We start from the raw sequence: 16,054 nt of genomic DNA on the forward strand, positions 1-16,054 counted from the left end.
GTTCAGAAGGAAAGTGTTCAGAAGGAAAGTGTTCAGAAGGAAAGTGTTTAGGTTCACACTTACTTATTGAACGAACTAAATACGCATTAATCGGCGTACATCGCGCACAATTTCATATGCAGCAATAAGTGCAACAAATAACACCGTCACCAGAATACTCAGTTCAATATGCTCAATGCTTATCGTACCTTGCCATGTTTCTGCGTTAATACTTAAAATTGGTGTATTGGCAGCAAGCCACATCGAAACGAGTAAAAATGCTCTGTAAGCTAATATGCTGCCAACTTTTACTTACCGATGGCAGTTTCTCTGGGCTCCATTCGCATTGCTTTTGTGCTTCGTTTTTCTCAGTGCGGCTAATAACCGCGAAACCTATAGTAATCCAAGAGATGGCGAAGTAGGCATTGGCGAGAAAATCACTCGCTATAGCTTCAATTTTGTCGAGAATATTGGCATTTAACTCGCGGCCGATATCTTCACGTTTTTGCTCTGGTAACTCCCGCTGCACTGCAGCTATATAACGTTCTACGATATCCATTAGTGGTGCTCCTTATCATTATTGCTGAACACGTTATTACCCAAGAGAAGAGGGCCAATCGCGTTATTTAGCGAGAGCCATTCCTGGGTTAATTGCTCTAGTAGCTCAGCACCTAACGTTGACAGTTGATAATAACGCCGTTCACGCCCTTCACCTTGCTTCCATTCACTATCAAGCAGGCCTTGATCTGCTAATCGTCTGATCAGTGGATATAGGGTTCCTTCATCAATATCTACTCCGGCGTCTTGCAGTTGTTGCCGTAATGAGTAGCCGTAATGAGCCTCTTTAAGTGACGCTAATACCGCAAGTACTAGTACCCCGCGGCGCAGTTCTAACTTAAGTTTATGCAATGGTGCAGTGCCCATAGTGTTTCCTTAGTCTTATACTATGTGATGCATACTGTTTAATGCACAGTATAGGTATACTAGGTGACGCATAGTAAAAATGCAAGAAGTTTCATGCAATAAAGGCAGTAGCAAAAATTTGTAGGTGGGGAATAATGAATAAGGACATTACATGAAGAAAATAATAGCAGTGCTGTTGTTGGCTCTTGCGGCTAGTTATTGGATGCTGCAACCAAAGGCAGTACCTGAACCTATAGTTGCGGTTGAAGCAATAGAAAATAGTGAGATCACTGCTAAAGAGCATGGCGGCTCGAGTACTTCAACTTCGGTTAGTACAGCTGTTGATGAAAAAATGGCAAGCGATGAAATATCCGCTACTGATGAGTTTTCCTCCGCCGATACAGAGGATTACTCACAACGTTCATTGAGTTCATTCTTATCAGAGGATGATGAGTATGTTGTTGTACAAACAGCGGAAATATATGGAGTAACACTTGGTGATTTGCGCACTATGACATTGAATTTAGGAGCTGATGGCCATCAGAATCAACAAGCATATGTTGCCGTATATGAATTGGAGCAAGAAATAGGCAATAGCTCCGGTGTAATTTTGGATACTGTGCAGTGTTCTAATGAGATGTGTGGCGTGATTTTTTCGAGCTATGATGCTGACCAACGTGACAGAATACTTGCAAACACGTTTCGCAATGATTCACTAAAGGCTTTTTCGCGAGGTGGCGTGCTGCGGCCAATTACGGAAGATGGTATCTTTTACGGTTTCGCTATTGTGGTTCTTGATAATGGTAAGCCGCTCAAACTGCAATGAACGAAACTTTTAACTGCATGCGGCTTAGTTTTAGATACATGGCAAGGAGCAAATATGGGTAAGCACATTGATGAACATGCGGTACTGAATTTTTGGTTTGAAGAACTCTCGCAAGAGCAGTGGTTTAAGAAAGATTCTGCACTTGATACGGAAATTCGTGAGCGGTTTGGCGCTACGTTGCGCGCAGCTGAACAATGTGAACTGTATCGCTGGCGCTGCACGCCGGCAGGGCGGTTGGCAGAGATCATCGTATTAGATCAGTTTTCGCGCAATGTATATCGGAATCAGGCTCAAGCATTTGCCAACGATGCTTTGGCGCTTGCTTTAGCTCAAGAAGCGGTGGCGCATTGCTTAGATAGCCAGTTGCCAGTGCAACAACGGGCTTTTATGTATCTGCCTTATATGCATAGTGAATCGTTAGCGATTCACAACGTGGCGCTGCAACTGTTTGATCAACCAGGATTGGAAGGTAATTTAGATTTTGAGATTAAGCATCGCGATATTATTGAGCGCTTTGGCCGCTATCCGCACCGCAACGAATTACTGGGGCGTGCATCGAGCGCGGAAGAAATTGAGTTCTTAAAGCAGCCTGGTTCTTCGTTTTAGGCTCATTATTTCTGCTATTAGGTTACTCGGCTTGAGCGCCACCAACCATACCATCCCACTACTGCGTTCACTTGGTACACCATGGTTTGAATAGCAAAAATATAGTTACTATTCGCCAAATTAACACTCAACCATACAAAGTTTACTAGAACCCATATGCTCCAACTAAAAGAATAGCGCAAAATCATGGTGGTTTGCGCGGTTACCCCCAGCACAAAGGCGATCACATTAATGGTGTACCAACTAAGATCAACACCGAGTGCGCTGATAGCGGTATCACTACTTGATTCGATAAAACTGTATTGTTGTAGCTGTTCATTAAGCCACGGGAACACCGCAAGGCCAATGGCAATAAACACTGCAGTAATAACCCATACCCCAACGGTGGCTTGGCGTGGCAGCATATTGCCATCACCATCCTGATTTTTACGCCAATAGAACAGCCCGTATACATGGGTAGCTAGGTAAAATATAGGGGCCAACATAAGGCCGGTAGCGCCGCTGCGGGCCTGTGCCATTACCTCGCCAATATTGGCGGTAATGCCAAGGCCATTGCCAATAAGATTGCGCCGAAAGGCGAGGGCAACCACACATACCAAGCCAATGATTGCCACACACAACATGAAGATATCCAAACCCGCACGATCGGTGGCGAGCCAAAAACCGGTAAATAATGCCACGGCACCACAAAGAAACCACAATACGGCCCATTGCCGTTGCCATTCGTTGGTGATTTTATCGAGTATCTTCATTAGGGTACCTTGTTATTTTTGACATGGTTGGCGCACGCCTTTACCTTAGTTCCTAGTAGTAGGTTTAGTTTTCAATAAAATTAGCGATTAAACAAGGAAAGTGAATGATGAAAAAACTAGGATTGGCAGTTGTATTAGCGCTCACATCTTTTGGGGCGCATGCCTCAGGTTATGGTCATGTGCATTTATCGCATTTAGAGCCCACGAAAAGTGAAGCAATTTGGTTGCGTGCTGTGCAAGCCACGCCAATGTACCCGCGCCAACTTGCGCAGCAAGGCGTTGTTGGTTGTGGCGTGTTCAAGGTTACCGTGGATGAAAATGGTAAAACCGATAGTGTGGATTTAGTGAGCTCTGTTCCTGCTCGTGGCATTGAACGGCCAGTAGCTAGCGTAATTCGCAGTTGGGAGTGGGAGAATGTATCGGGTGCAGCAAACCAAGCAGAAGAAAAACTGATTCGCCTTGATTTTTGCATGGGTGGTGGTTCACAAGCAGAAGTTGAGCAACTTTGTGTAGCGCAATCGCAGTATGCGTGCTCTTCATAAAAAATACCTAGATTGAATTCTAGCGCCCGCCAAATCTTCTAATCCCTTGTATTTATAAGCCTAACAAAGTGTTTACTTTGTTGGGCTTGTTCTAGTGGTATAATGCTTTTTAATTGCTCAATACAGGCATGATGCTACGTAAGCATAAACGCACTTACGCATCTGCACTTCTGATATAAAACTCTCGGTACCCCGCTCATGCAAATTAACGTTAACTTTCTGGAAAATCTTCGTTTAGAAGCTAAATTCGATGATTTTACGGTAATCGCCGATCAGCCTATTCGCTATAAAGGCGATGGTTCGGCTCCCAGCCCATTTGATTACTTCTTGGCGTCTTCGGCGTTATGTGCGGCGTATTTTGTGCGGGTGTACTGCTTAGCGCGGAACATTTCTACCGATAATATTCGTATTTCCCAGAACAATATTGTGGATCCAGAAAACCGTTATAACCAAATTTTTAAAATTCAAGTTGAACTGCCAGAAGATATATCGGAAAAGGATCGGCAAGGTATTCTGCGCTCTATTGATCGCTGCACTGTGAAAAAAGTGGTGCAAGAGGGGCCTGATTTCCAGATTGAATCGGTAGAGAACTTAGCCGACGATGCACAAGCGTTGTTACTGGTGAATCCTGCAGATGATGCGGCTACTTTTATTGCCGGTAAAGATCTGCCGTTAGAGCAAACAATTGCTAACATGTCGGCGATATTGGCTGATTTAGGTATGAAGATTGAAGTGGCTTCGTGGCGCAATATTGTACCGCATGTGTGGAGCTTACATATTCGTGATGCAGCGTCGCCAATGTGTTTTACCAATGGCAAAGGCGCTACCAAAGAGAGTGCGTTATGTTCGGCATTGGGCGAATTTATTGAACGCTTAAGCTGCAACTTCTTTTACAACGATCAGTTTTTTGGCGAAGAAATTGCCAACCGTGAGTTTGTGCATTATCCAAATGAAAAATGGTTTCAACCAGGGCCAGATAATGCGCTACCCAAGGAGATTTTAGATGCGCACTGCCTCGCGATTTATAACCCTGATGGAGAGCTGCAAGGTAGCCATTTAATCGATACTAATTCTGGCCGCACCGATCGGGGTATTTGTTCATTGCCATTTGTGCGCCAATCCGATGGTGAAACCATTTATTTCCCCTCAAATTTGATTGAAAACTTATTCCTAAGTAACGGCATGAGTGCGGGGAACACCCTTGTTGAAGCGCAAGTGCAGTGTTTATCTGAGATTTTCGAGCGGGCGGTGAAAAAACAAATTATTGAAGAAGAGATTGCCTTGCCGGATGTGCCTGCGGATGTGCTGACACATTATCCGAATGTACTTGAAGGGATTAAAGCATTAGAAGCGCAAGGCTTTCCCGTTTTAGTGAAAGATGCCTCTTTGGGTGGGCAGTTCCCTGTAGCCTGTGTAACGCTTATGAATCCGCGTACGGGTGGCGTGTTCGCCTCTTTTGGTGCGCATCCCAGCTTTGAAATCGCTTTAGAACGCAGCCTTACCGAATTGCTGCAAGGGCGCAGCTTTGAAGGTTTAAATGATTTACCGTTGCCAACCTTTAATTCAATGGCGGTTTCTGAACCGAATAATTTTGTTGAGCACTTTATTGATTCGAGCGGTGTGGTGTCTTGGCGGTTCTTTAGTGCCAGTGCCGATTATGATTTTGTACCGTGGGATTTTTCCGGTACGAATGCGGAAGAAGCAGAAACACTGTTTGCGATTTTGCATGAAATGGGCTTAGAAGCCTATATGGCGGTGCATGAAGATCTGGGTGCACCGGTGTGCCGAATTTTGGTGCCAGGTTACTCGGAAGTGTATCCAGTAGAAGATTTAATTTGGGATAACACCAATGTAGCTCTGGAATACCGCGAGGATATTCTTAATTTACATCGTTTAACTGATGCCCAGTTAGCCGATTTAGTGGCCCGTTTAGAAGAGAGCCAAATTGATAACTACACCGATATTATTACCTTTATTGGTGTGGAATTTGATGAAAACACAGTGTGGGGCCAACTTACCGTGCTGGAATTGAAACTATTGGTGTATTTGGCGCTGCAAGAACATGAAGCGGCCCTCGATTTGGTGGAGCAATTCTTACAGTACAACGATAACACGGTAGCGCGAGTGCTGTTTTATCGCGCTATGCAGGCGGTATTGGAGATTACTTTAACCGAGGATTTGGAACTTAGTGATTATGTGCACAATCTGAGCCGTATGTATGGTGATGAAACTATGCAGGCAGTGATAGGTTCCGTAGATGGCAACGTGCGTTTCCATGGTTTAACACCAACCAACATGCAGCTGGAAGGATTAGAGAAACATCAGCGCCTGCTGGAAAGTTATAAAAAATTGCATGCTGCCCGCGCTGGTTTTGCTAAGTAAGACCGCCTTAGTTAGCGATAACAACAGGAGTATTGGCAAACGTTGATCACTAACTTGCTAGCGAACATGCATGAACCGTTGTTGATCGGCTTAGTACTGCTGCTAAGTACCTTAGCGTATCAATATCTGGATGCGTTACGGATGCTACGTAGGCAAGCATTTTTAAGCCACGTATACCGGCCGGAAGGCAGTATTCGTCGGTGGTTTTGGGATAGTTTGCTGTTGCGCATTGTATATAGCGTATTCGCAGTGGTGGCAGCGCTATTGGCCCTGCTATTCACTACGCACATGCAAATGCTGGATTGGTGGGTGTTAGCCGCTGGCATCCTCAGTTTCGTGGCAATTTCCCGCATTATTCATCACCTTTTAGTGCAAGAAACCCAACCACAATTTCATGCCATTATCGTACTTCGCATGAGTGCATGGATGAATGTATTGGTAATGGCGCTGGTGCTGGCAGTGCTGCAAATCATTTGGTTAGAAGTGCCGGATACGCGGCACTTAGGTTTCACCGAAATGCTGGCCAATTCATGGCAAGAAAGCTCGTCGATTAGCGCAAAAGTACCCTTGTTTGGCTGGTTGTTGAGTGTTTCAGCATTGTTGCATGATGCTACTTGGCACGTATTACAGCAAGCCAGCCGCGTGGAGGCTGGTGCTGGTGTGAAGCTCTCTGCATGGTTACTTGTGTTGTTTATTAATGCCCTGAAACTTGGCAGTGTGCAGCTTATTGTGCTCGGTATTGCCAGTATTGTGCTGCAAGCGCGGCAAAACGGCTGGCCGCATACGCGCAAACGGATATTTCGCCGTAGTTATTTGCTTACCTTATTGGTGCTCTTTGTTGTTTATATTGTTATTAGCCGTGTGCAATGGAACCAAATTGCTGCGCAACTGCAGCCTAAGAGTGATAATGAAAGCAGCCAGCAGGTAGTACAGGATCCCTGTGCAGGGCCTACGGGAGAATTGCAGCGGCGGCGCGAGCAGGAAGCATTACAAGGTGAGTTACAAGCGCGTTTAGCGGTGCAACAAACAGCAGCGAACCGCCGTATGGAGCAATACATTGCCGAAACTGTAGCCCATGCGTATCGGCATGCAGAAAGTGGCGTAGACGCATTTTTGGATTGGAATTTTAGTATTCGAGGGCAGTATCAGCAGCTCGGTTATTTAGCTGCCTCAACCGCTGGCAGTGGTATGAGTGAGGGCTCTGTGCGCTTTTCGGAGTACCTTGGCGCACAAATGAATAGTTATATTAGTGAGCCGTTAGCTCCCGCATTAACTGCCGCGCATGCAGATATTCAGCAAGTGTTTATGGCAGAAATTCAATCCTCTGGATTAGCCTATAATCGCTTACTTAATCAGCTGGTAGCGCAAAGTAACTGTATCAGCGCGCCGGAATTTAGTTTTCGCCCCAGCAACTATATTGATAAATCCTTGGTTGGCCTTGGAGTGGCAGGGGGCGCTATTGCACTGCGCTTTGCTACTGCTGCGGGTACTCGAGCAGCTACCCGAGCCGGTGTGCGCCGAGCGATAGCCGCTTTGTTCACCCGCGGTGCGGCAAGGGCAGGGGCTGTGGGTTCTGGCAGTGCTGGAGCGTTTTGTGGACCGGCGTTTTGGCTGTGTACCCCGGCGATCATCGCTGGTACTTGGTTCAGTATTGATTATGGATTGAATAAAACCGATGAGCTGCTGAATCGCGAGCAAATGCGCGCCGAAATGCTGGCCTCGTTAGCTGAGGATCAGCAACAGGCCGCAGCTGAATTAGCAGAATTCTACCTGTTCGCCTTAAATGATTTTTATCGTGAGCTTGAAGAAACCCAACAACGGCAGTTCAATATACGCCGCGATGGTCTTTAATCCGCCCCTGCGGCCACAAAGTTTTCATTTCGCAACCGTTGCTCGCCGCTCCAGCGATACGCCACTAGTGGCCCTTTACGGGCGGCAGAGTAATCTACGCAGGCGCTTTTCTCGGTAAGAATCTGTGGTGTTCCTGCTAACCAATAATGGCCAAAAAACACCGGGCACTGCCCAGTGTAGGCCAAGCGTTGCAATACATCATTATCAGCTGCTACCCGGCCAAGGGCATCAATGGCTGGTCGATTTTGCTGCGGCATGGGGATGTGGGCAAGATCGGCGAGTGTTTCTGCTTCGGTAAGCCACCAAGATATACGCACTTCCCAACGCTCTTTACCTTTGTGATCAAGAAACGAAACCCCTTCAGGTAATGCTTCCTCCACGCCTTTTAGTAAATTTTCAACCGCCTGAAACGGCGCGCTACCCTCGTTAAAAATGGTTTCCCACGCATCGGCCCGTAGCGAGTTATCTGGATTTAAATAGGGTTTGATGATGGCGAACGAGGGTTCGTGCCAGCACGCATGAATTACCCGAAAATCACCTAAATCTAAGAACAACGGCAAGGTTTTAAACCATTCCAGCCAAGGGCGGCGTGCCTCTATGGTAGGTAAATCATCTAAAAAGGCTTGGTGATGTGCTTGATTGGTTGGTGAATGTTCCCGCAGGTATTCGCCGGTAACGGAATGCATTGTTGCCCAACCCACTGCATTAAGTTCGTGGTTGCCCATGGTGATCAATGCATGGCCACCATCTACCATCGCTTTTACGGTTTCTAATACGGCTAGGGTTTGATTGCCGTTATCAATAAGATCACCAACAAACACGGCTTTGCGCTGGCGATGTTGATAAACGCCAGCGAATTTTTGATAACCCAAGGCATGCAATAGCGCAAATAACTTATCAGCTTTGCCATGTACATCACCAATAATATCGTAGCCACTGGCAGTAGCGGCGTGGTTTGTGGGATTTAGCATCAGAAATATCCACTCACTAAGGATTAAATTTGTTATTGTTTTCATCATACGCAGTGCGGAAATATTGTTAAACTATTTCCATATTTTTTGTGCACTATGATACAGCTCATGAAACCTTGGCAAGGAGCTAGGCGTTGAAAATTTTACACACCTCGGATTGGCATTTAGGGCGTTACTTTCATCAGCAATCGCTGCTTGATGATCAGCGTTATGTATTGGCACAAGTAGAACAGTACGTTCGTGAACAAAAGCCCGACGCGGTAATTGTTGCTGGGGATATTTATGATCGTTCTTTGCCTCCCGCCGAAGCCGTAAAGCTGCTGGATGATACCCTACACACCTTGGTGCATGAGTTAGCCGTGCCGGTAATCATGATTTCCGGTAATCATGATGGTGCCGATCGCTTAGGCTTTGGTGCTCGGCAATTACGGCAAGCGGGGTTGAGTATTGTTACCTCGTTTGCGGAAATGCTTAATCCAGTAATGTTCACTGATTGCCATGGCGAAGTAGCGGTGTGGTGCATGCCGTATAACGATCCAAACTTGGTGGCAGATTATTTGCAAGTAACAGTAAATGGCTATCAACACGCTCATGAGCTTCTGGTGGAGGCCATTATGCAGCGGCAGCAGGAGTTGAAGCTTGGTAACGCGCGGCATGTATTAGTAAGCCATTGCTTCTTAGATGGGGGCAGTGAATCGGATTCGGAGCGGCCGCTTGCTATGGGGGGCGCTGATAAAGTAGCCCCTAGTACCTTTGCTGATTTCGATTATGTAGCCCTTGGGCATTTGCATCAGCCCCAGTATAAAGGCGCAGAGCATATTCGTTATAGTGGTTCGCTGCTTAAGTATAGTTTTTCGGAGCATCAACAACGTAAAAGCGTTAGCTTAGTTGAACTTGATAATGATGGCTTTGCTAGCGTTGAGCTACTGCCACTATCTGCAAAGCGCAATGTGCGGCGCATTGCTGGCGAGTTTGCAACCTTGCTTGCGGATGGCAAAAAAGATAGCGCCCGCGATGATTATTTAGAAATTACCCTTACCGATACCCAAGCCATTATGGATCCGCTCGCGCGCTTACGCACGGTGTACCCGAATATCCTTGATTTGCAGAAAGATAGGTTTAGCCATAAGCAAGGGGAGGGCGCAAGCCTTGCTCGTGAGCATTTGAAACGCACGGAACTTGATATGTTGGCGGATTTCTTTCAGCAAGTTACCGATACGCCGCTTTCTGAACAGCAGCTTGAGTTAGCCAAGCAGGTGATATCGGCCAGCACTAAAAATCAAGGCTCAGGAACCAATGGCAAGCAGGGGAGCGAGCAATGAAACCGCTATACCTAAAAATGCAAGCTTTTGGGCCTTTTGCCGGCAGCGAAGTGGTGCGCTTTACTGATCTGGGTGAGAACCCGCTATTTTTGATCAATGGGCCTACTGGCGCGGGTAAAACCAGCTTGCTAGATGGCATTACCTACGCGATGTATGGAGAAACTACCGGTGATCGCAGTGGTGAGCAAATGCGCTGTGATCATGCTGATGCCAAAACAGAAACCCAGCTTTGTTTCATTTTTCAGCTTGCCGATAAAGTGTATCGTATCGAACGCAGCCCTACGCAAATGGTAGCAAAACTGCGCGGTGAAGGCCTTACCGAGCGCAAAGCCACCGGCACTATCTGGCAGCTCACGGAAACGGCAGGTGAGGCTCCAGAAGCCTGGCCTCGCAAATTATTAGTGGATAAAAAAATTCGTGAGCTTGATGAGTTTGTGAATCAGCTAATTGGCCTTAATGCGAAACAATTTCGGCAAGTGGTTGTATTGCCGCAAGGCAAATTTCGAGAGTTGCTTACCGCTAGCTCTACCCAGCGTGAAGAGATTTTTGCCAGTTTGTTTCAAACCCAACGTTATCAGTGGATAGAAAATGGCTTTCGTGAGAAAGCAAAAGATCTGCAACGCCAGTATGCGCGGGTAACGGAAGACATTGATGCTATTTTCGGGGAAGCCGATATTCGCGCCAATGCAACCGATAACGAGAATGCGCTGGTAAGCCGAGAGCAACAGTTGCAGCAGCTATTAACCGCAGCAAAAGCGCCAATGGATGAGGCTGAGCAGCAACATCAAGCACAGAATAAGCGTTATGTGGAAGCAACTCGAAGTTATGATCGTGCTAAGCAGCTGGCCGAGCAGTTTGCGCAACGGCAAGCGCTGCTTACAGAGCAGCAACAATTGCAGGCGCAACAGGATACCATGCAACTGCTTGAGCAGAAGCTCCAGCATGCGCGTAGAGCCGCCAAGCTGCAGCCATTGTGGCAAACATTGGCGGATAATCAGCACAACATGCAAAGGGCTGAGCAGGCCTTTAGTGCAGCGCAAGAACAGGCAAAACAGGCCGAAAACACCCGTACAAAAGCGCATAGGCTGTATGAGCAGGCCGCGAGTGACGCGCAGCAAGTACCTGAACTGCGGGCGCAACTGCAACCACTTCAGCAAGCCTTAGTAGATGCCGAGAAGCTACAACATGCTCAAGCGCAACAGCTGCAACTACAAGAAAATCAGCAGCGCCAACAAGCAGTGGTTGCTCAACAAACGGAGCGCTTAAGCAAAGCTGAACAACAGGCGCAAGCCATAGAGCATGCTATTGATGCTGGTGAGCAGGCGCTAAGCGCGCAAAGTAATACGGGAGTTCAACTTGCTGAGCTGGGCACACGTATACAGCAACGTGAAGAACTGAGCCGCTTGCAGCAGCACGCTAGCGCGTTGCAGGCCGAACAAACAGCCGGGCAGCAGCAGGTAGAGCAGGCGAAAGGTGCTTTGCTAGAGGCTGAGAGCAAGGAAAAGAAAACTGTGCGAGGGTGGCATTTAAGCCAAGCCGTGCTGCTTTCTCGAGATTTAGCTGATGGTGAACCGTGTATGGTGTGTGGCAGTTTGGAGCACCCAGCATTAGCGCATAGCGCAGGAAGTGCAGTAGAGGTTGTTGAGCAAGAGGCGGTAGATGCGGCGCAATTAGCTACCAATAACTGCCGGGAAAGGGTAAATCGTGCTGAGCAGGCGCTATTACAAATTACTACGCAGCTCAATAGTACCCAGCAACGCATTAGCGAACTTGAGCAGCACTTGGGTGCTCAAGCCGCAGCGGATATCGCTGAATTACGGCAAGAGCAACAACGCTTACAGCATATAATTGAGCGCAGTGAGCAACAGAAGCAACAGCTACAGCAGCAAAAACAGCAACTGCGTGAACAGAACAGCGAGTTGCAGCAGCAACGTAGTGCTTTACAAACGGCTACCAGCGCATTGCACCGTGCCGAGCATGAAGCGCAAGCAAATGCAGCGCGAGTGCAGGAGTTAGAGCAAGAGTTACCGGAAGATAGCCGGGATTTTCCCAGTATTAAGGCGAAAATTAACCAAGTTGATGAACGTATTAGTAAATTCGAAGCTGCGCTTGAGCAGCAACGGCAACAACGAGAATCGGCAAATCAAGCGTTTACCAGTGCCGAAGCTGCAGTGCAGCATACCCAACAGCAATTTAGCCAGTTACAGGAGCAGGTTAATACGGCTGCAAGTGCTTGGCAGCAAGCCTTAGCTGCGAGTGAGTTTGCTGATGCCGCAGCATTTACTGAGGCTCAGCTTAACCAAGAGCAGGAACAGCAGGCGAGTGAGAAATTGCAACAATGGCAACAGCAAGTGCAGCGCAACAGTACCTTGCTTGAGCAACTGAGTAATGTGATCAAGGAGCAAGAAGCCCCGGATTTGGCTGCGCTTGAGAGCCAAGTGCAAACCCTTGAGCATGAGGTTAACGAAGCATTGCAGCACTGGCAAAGCAGGCGTGGTGAACATCAGCGATTACAGCATATTCAGCAGCGGTTACAGGAAAAGCAGACGAGTAGTAGTAAGCTTACCGAGCAGTATCAAGTGTTAGGCACGCTCGCTGATGCGGTGGCCGGGAACAATTCGCAGCGGCTTACCTTGCATCGCTTTGTTCTCAGCATTTTACTCGATGATGTATTGCATGAAGCTTCCGTGCGGCTAGATAAAATGTCGGGCGGGCGCTATGTATTACGCCGCGATCTTGAGGTAAGCGACAAGCGTTCGGCAGCGGGGCTTAACCTCGTAGTAGATGATGCTTATACAGGCCGAGTGCGGCCGGTAAATACCCTTTCCGGCGGTGAGAGCTTTATGGCTGCCCTCGCGCTTGCGTTGGGCCTTTCCGATGTGGTGCAAAGTTATGCTGGTGGTATTCGCTTAGAAACACTATTTATTGATGAGGGCTTTGGTAGCCTAGATGAGCACGCGCTCGATGCGGCAATCGCGGTGTTGGCAGAGCTGCGCGCTCATGGCCGCACTATCGGTATTATTTCCCATGTGCGTGAATTGAAAGAACGTTTGCCTGATCGAATTGATGTCCTGCGCCATCAAACTGGCAGTACTACACAATTGGTGCGCAGTTAGCATATTAACTGGTAAAATCACCGTCACGCTCTGGTTGGTAAACAATTTCGATTACTTCTACGTGGCTTTTACCGTGCTGGGTTGGCCACTCGATGGTTTCACCTACGCGCATACCCACTAAGGCGCTGCCAATAGGCGCGAAAATAGAAATTGAATCTTCAGTTTTTTCGGCGTCTGCTGGGTATACCAATGTTCTTTCGAACTCTTTACCTGTTTCGGTAATGCGAAACCGTACCCGCGAATTCATGGTAACCACATCCGCTGGAATATTCTCTGGTTTCACCACTGTGGCACGTGCCAACTCAGATTCTAAGTGCGCTACTTGTTTGGCTAAGCCTGGCGTTTTCTCGATCAGCCGCTCTATACGGAGCACATCGAGTTCCGACATAATCAGTTCGGGTTGTTGCATATCTTTCGCCATGTGCATACTCCTAATAAAAAACCGCCTGTACACTACAGGCGGTTGGTTATTTGTAATTTATACCCTATGTATCGCTCTTTCTGAGCTAAAAATCAAGGGGTATGGGCAATTTGCGCTCGCTACTTTTAGCGGCGGGTGCCTTACGGCTTACCGGAACCCCAAGGGTTTGGCTTTCCAGAGCTTTGCGATCTACCAGAGCCTTGTGGTTTACCACCACCCTGGTTGCGGCCAGAACCTTGGCTGCGGCCACGCTGTGCTGGTTTAGCTGCAGCACTTTTCGGTGGCGCTTTGCTTAAGTCTACAGAGATAAACTCGGCTAGTTGATATTGGCTAATCTCTTGTTTGGTTAAGCGCTCAATCGCTTTTAGTAGCTTCACTTCTTCATGGGTTACCAATGAGATAGCGAGGCCACTAGCGCCAGCACGAGCCGTACGGCCAATGCGGTGTACATAATCTTCAGCCACCTGCGGCAGATCGTAGTTCACCACCAGCGGTAACTGAGCAATATCAAGGCCGCGTGCGGCGATATCGGTTGCCACCAATACTTGTACTTTGCCATCTTTGAACTCTTGTAAGGCTTTGGTGCGAGCCCCTTGGCTTTTATTGCCGTGAATGGCAACAGCAAGAAAACCAGCTTGGCTGAGCTGTTTTACTAAGCGATTTGCGCCATGCTTGGTACGGTTAAATACCAGAACTTGGGGTGTATCAAGTTCGCGCAGCAGAGCGCACAACATGCGCACTTTTTCGCTTGGCGCTACTGGGTAAACCTTTTGTTCAACGCGCTCAGCCGTAGTATTCGGTGGCGCTACTGAAATCTCTACTGGGTTATTCACTAAGCCTTTTGCCAGTTCGCGAATTTCATTCGAGAAAGTTGCAGAAAACAGCAAGTTTTGGCGTTTCGGCGGTAGTACTTTGATAATTTTCTTGATGTCATGAATAAAGCCCATATCCAGCATACGATCAGCTTCATCAAGTACTAACATCTCTAATTTTGGAAAGCGCACAGCATTTTGCTGGTATAAATCCATTAAACGACCCGGCGTAGCCACCAAGATATCTACGCCACGGCGCAGCTTCATCATTTGCGGATTGATTTTTACACCACCGAACACCACAGCAGAGCTTAAGTTCAAGCCTTTCGAGTAAGTGGCAACACTTTCCGCAACTTGAGCTGCAAGCTCTCGAGTAGGGGTAAGGATTAATACCCGTACTTGGTTAGGTTTGGCCCGCTCGCCATCTTTTAAAAGCTGTAAAATAGGCAGGGTAAAACCTGCGGTTTTTCCGGTGCCGGTTTGTGCAGCAGCCATCACATCGCGCCCATCGAGTACGGCGGGAATGGCTTTTTCTTGAATCGGCGTAGGGGTGGTGTAACCTTGGTTTACTAAGGCTTCGAGAATGGTAGGGCATAAGCCCAAATCAGCAAAACTCATGTATAAGGGAATCTCTTTGTGAGCGTATATGTATGGTTTACAGAAGCTGTAAGAATGGCGCAAGAATACAGCAGATAGGGATTTAGAGCAAAATTAAATGCGCCGCGAGGTAAGCCACACGGCGTAAAGAATGATAGCGCCGCCAAATGCTAGTGAACCCCACTGTACATCTTGGCCCCACAATAAGAAATTCACTAACAGGCCAGCAGGAATTAAAGCGTTATTCATGGTGGCCAGTTGGCCTATATTTACGCGCTTACTGGCGATACTCCACGCTAGATAGCCCACGCCTGAGGCACCTAAACCAAGCCAAATGAGTACACTCCAGTGCACCCAAGTGGTGGGCAAGCGCTGATAATTAGCAAACAACAGCATGCCAATACCTGAAACAATGGTGGCACCGAGGAAGAACAGCGCATAGTGGTGTACCTGCGCGCGGGTATCGCCAATTGGTAATCGTTTGTAGGCTACTTGGCCAAGAGCAAAGCAAATGTTCGCGCCTTGTATCAATAGGAAGCCGGTAATAAAGCCAGTGCTTAGGCCTTGATAGCGAATAAGTGCAGCTCCTATTACAGAAAGTGCTGCAGCAAGCCACCAAACCCGCGGTAAGGGTTTGCGATTAAGTACCCATTCATCGAGCAAGGTGATGTAAAGCGGTGTAAAAATGGTGAACAGCAGAACTTCGGCCACGCTGATATATAAAAACGCATGGTATAGCAGCAGGTACATGATACCAATTTGCACGCCACCGATAGCCATTAAGCTCAATGCATTGCGGCCAGTTACATTGCGTAGCTTTAGGAATGGCAGTAACAACGCTAATGCTAATACCATGCGAATAAAAACGGCGATGTAGGCATCTACATCGCGCGCTAGAAATTCGCCAATCAGTGAAAAACTAAATGCCCATACAATGGTAACGATAATCAGAACTGGCATTGGCTTCCTTGGAT

General features: G+C 47.5%; 14 protein-coding genes. 7 read left to right on the top strand and 7 right to left on the bottom strand.

Features of this window, described 5'->3' with window-relative positions; translation table 11 throughout:
* Positions 1–205: 205 nt before the first annotated feature.
* Together ACNA7P_RS04025 and ACNA7P_RS04030 are read right to left on the bottom strand one after the other, a co-directional pair.
* On the bottom strand, positions 206–538 hold the full coding sequence (locus ACNA7P_RS04025) for a hypothetical protein (RefSeq protein ID WP_416257329.1): 333 nt from the start codon (positions 536–538) through the stop codon (positions 206–208).
* Positions 538–903, bottom strand: coding sequence for a PadR family transcriptional regulator (locus tag ACNA7P_RS04030; RefSeq protein ID WP_416257330.1), 366 nt, complete (start codon positions 901–903; stop codon positions 538–540). The genes ACNA7P_RS04025 and ACNA7P_RS04030 overlap by 1 nt, the downstream gene beginning before the upstream one ends.
* A gap of 151 nt (positions 904–1,054) precedes the next feature.
* Here ACNA7P_RS04030 and ACNA7P_RS04035 point away from each other — a divergent pair, with 151 nt between their 5' ends.
* Positions 1,055–1,708 (top strand): hypothetical protein, encoded by a 654-nt coding sequence (locus ACNA7P_RS04035; RefSeq protein ID WP_416257331.1) that lies wholly within the window; start codon positions 1,055–1,057, stop codon positions 1,706–1,708.
* A gap of 54 nt (positions 1,709–1,762) precedes the next feature.
* Positions 1,763–2,314: a DUF924 family protein gene (locus tag ACNA7P_RS04040; RefSeq protein ID WP_416257332.1), complete on the top strand. Its 552-nt coding sequence runs from the start codon at positions 1,763–1,765 to the stop codon at positions 2,312–2,314.
* A gap of 17 nt (positions 2,315–2,331) precedes the next feature.
* Here ACNA7P_RS04040 and pnuC read toward each other — a convergent pair whose 3' ends face one another.
* Positions 2,332–3,066: a nicotinamide riboside transporter PnuC gene (gene pnuC / locus ACNA7P_RS04045; protein ID WP_416257333.1), complete on the bottom strand. Its 735-nt coding sequence runs from the start codon at positions 3,064–3,066 to the stop codon at positions 2,332–2,334.
* 104 nt (positions 3,067–3,170) lie between these two features.
* Between pnuC and ACNA7P_RS04050 the strand changes: the two genes are divergently transcribed.
* From ACNA7P_RS04050 to ACNA7P_RS04060, 3 genes are all read left to right on the top strand, one after another.
* On the top strand, positions 3,171–3,608 hold the full coding sequence (locus ACNA7P_RS04050) for an energy transducer TonB (protein ID WP_416257334.1): 438 nt from the start codon (positions 3,171–3,173) through the stop codon (positions 3,606–3,608).
* 198 nt (positions 3,609–3,806) lie between these two features.
* Positions 3,807–5,990 (top strand): OsmC domain/YcaO domain-containing protein, encoded by a 2,184-nt coding sequence (locus ACNA7P_RS04055; protein WP_416257335.1) that lies wholly within the window; start codon positions 3,807–3,809, stop codon positions 5,988–5,990.
* A gap of 42 nt (positions 5,991–6,032) precedes the next feature.
* Complete coding sequence (locus ACNA7P_RS04060) at positions 6,033–7,841, top strand: hypothetical protein (protein WP_416257336.1); 1,809 nt, start codon at positions 6,033–6,035, stop codon at positions 7,839–7,841.
* Here ACNA7P_RS04060 and ACNA7P_RS04065 read toward each other — a convergent pair.
* A complete protein-coding gene (locus tag ACNA7P_RS04065) occupies positions 7,838–8,812 on the bottom strand; it encodes a metallophosphoesterase (protein WP_416257337.1) in 975 nt (324 codons plus the stop codon). The genes ACNA7P_RS04060 and ACNA7P_RS04065 overlap by 4 nt on opposite strands.
* A 134-nt stretch (positions 8,813–8,946) precedes the next feature.
* Here ACNA7P_RS04065 and ACNA7P_RS04070 point away from each other — a divergent pair, with 134 nt between their 5' ends.
* Positions 8,947–10,134 carry an exonuclease SbcCD subunit D gene (locus tag ACNA7P_RS04070; RefSeq protein ID WP_416257338.1) on the top strand — a complete coding sequence of 396 codons (1,188 nt, stop codon included), beginning with the start codon at positions 8,947–8,949 and terminating at the stop codon, positions 10,132–10,134.
* Positions 10,131–13,250 carry an AAA family ATPase gene (locus ACNA7P_RS04075; RefSeq protein ID WP_416257339.1) on the top strand — a complete coding sequence of 1,040 codons (3,120 nt, stop codon included), beginning with the start codon at positions 10,131–10,133 and terminating at the stop codon, positions 13,248–13,250. The genes ACNA7P_RS04070 and ACNA7P_RS04075 overlap by 4 nt, the downstream gene beginning before the upstream one ends.
* A gap of 4 nt (positions 13,251–13,254) precedes the next feature.
* On the opposite strand, the gene rnk is transcribed toward ACNA7P_RS04075, so the two are convergent.
* The 3 genes from rnk to ACNA7P_RS04090 all read right to left on the bottom strand — a co-directional run bounded on the left by rnk (position 13,255) and on the right by ACNA7P_RS04090 (position 16,040).
* Complete coding sequence (rnk, locus tag ACNA7P_RS04080; protein WP_416257340.1) at positions 13,255–13,671, bottom strand: nucleoside diphosphate kinase regulator; 417 nt, start codon at positions 13,669–13,671, stop codon at positions 13,255–13,257.
* A gap of 140 nt (positions 13,672–13,811) precedes the next feature.
* Positions 13,812–15,101 (bottom strand): DEAD/DEAH box helicase, encoded by a 1,290-nt coding sequence (locus tag ACNA7P_RS04085; protein WP_416257341.1) that lies wholly within the window; start codon positions 15,099–15,101, stop codon positions 13,812–13,814.
* Positions 15,102–15,194: 93 nt separating this feature from the next.
* Complete coding sequence (locus ACNA7P_RS04090) at positions 15,195–16,040, bottom strand: EamA family transporter (RefSeq protein WP_416257342.1); 846 nt, start codon at positions 16,038–16,040, stop codon at positions 15,195–15,197.
* Positions 16,041–16,054: the final 14 nt, after the last annotated feature.

The sequence above is a fragment of the Aliidiomarina sp. genome, assembly GCF_047920995.1.
In the GTDB taxonomy this organism is placed as follows: domain Bacteria; phylum Pseudomonadota; class Gammaproteobacteria; order Enterobacterales; family Alteromonadaceae; genus Aliidiomarina.

Excerpts from the sequence above, each read along its gene's own strand:
- ACNA7P_RS04090 (WP_416257342.1), bottom strand. The coding sequence starts at position 16,040 with ATGCCAGTTCTGATTATCGTTACCATTGTATGGGCATTTAGTTTTTCA.
- ACNA7P_RS04025 (WP_416257329.1), bottom strand. The coding sequence starts at position 538 with ATGGATATCGTAGAACGTTATATAGCTGCAGTGCAGCGGGAGTTACCA.
- ACNA7P_RS04035 (WP_416257331.1), top strand. The coding sequence starts at position 1,055 with ATGAAGAAAATAATAGCAGTGCTGTTGTTGGCTCTTGCGGCTAGTTAT.
- pnuC (WP_416257333.1), bottom strand. The coding sequence starts at position 3,066 with ATGAAGATACTCGATAAAATCACCAACGAATGGCAACGGCAATGGGCC.
- ACNA7P_RS04050 (WP_416257334.1), top strand. The coding sequence starts at position 3,171 with ATGATGAAAAAACTAGGATTGGCAGTTGTATTAGCGCTCACATCTTTT.
- ACNA7P_RS04085 (WP_416257341.1), bottom strand. The coding sequence starts at position 15,101 with ATGAGTTTTGCTGATTTGGGCTTATGCCCTACCATTCTCGAAGCCTTA.
- ACNA7P_RS04040 (WP_416257332.1), top strand. The coding sequence starts at position 1,763 with ATGGGTAAGCACATTGATGAACATGCGGTACTGAATTTTTGGTTTGAA.
- ACNA7P_RS04075 (WP_416257339.1), top strand. The coding sequence starts at position 10,131 with ATGAAACCGCTATACCTAAAAATGCAAGCTTTTGGGCCTTTTGCCGGC.
- ACNA7P_RS04030 (WP_416257330.1), bottom strand. The coding sequence starts at position 903 with ATGGGCACTGCACCATTGCATAAACTTAAGTTAGAACTGCGCCGCGGG.
- ACNA7P_RS04065 (WP_416257337.1), bottom strand. The coding sequence starts at position 8,812 with ATGCTAAATCCCACAAACCACGCCGCTACTGCCAGTGGCTACGATATT.
- rnk (WP_416257340.1), bottom strand. The coding sequence starts at position 13,671 with ATGGCGAAAGATATGCAACAACCCGAACTGATTATGTCGGAACTCGAT.
- ACNA7P_RS04055 (WP_416257335.1), top strand. The coding sequence starts at position 3,807 with ATGCAAATTAACGTTAACTTTCTGGAAAATCTTCGTTTAGAAGCTAAA.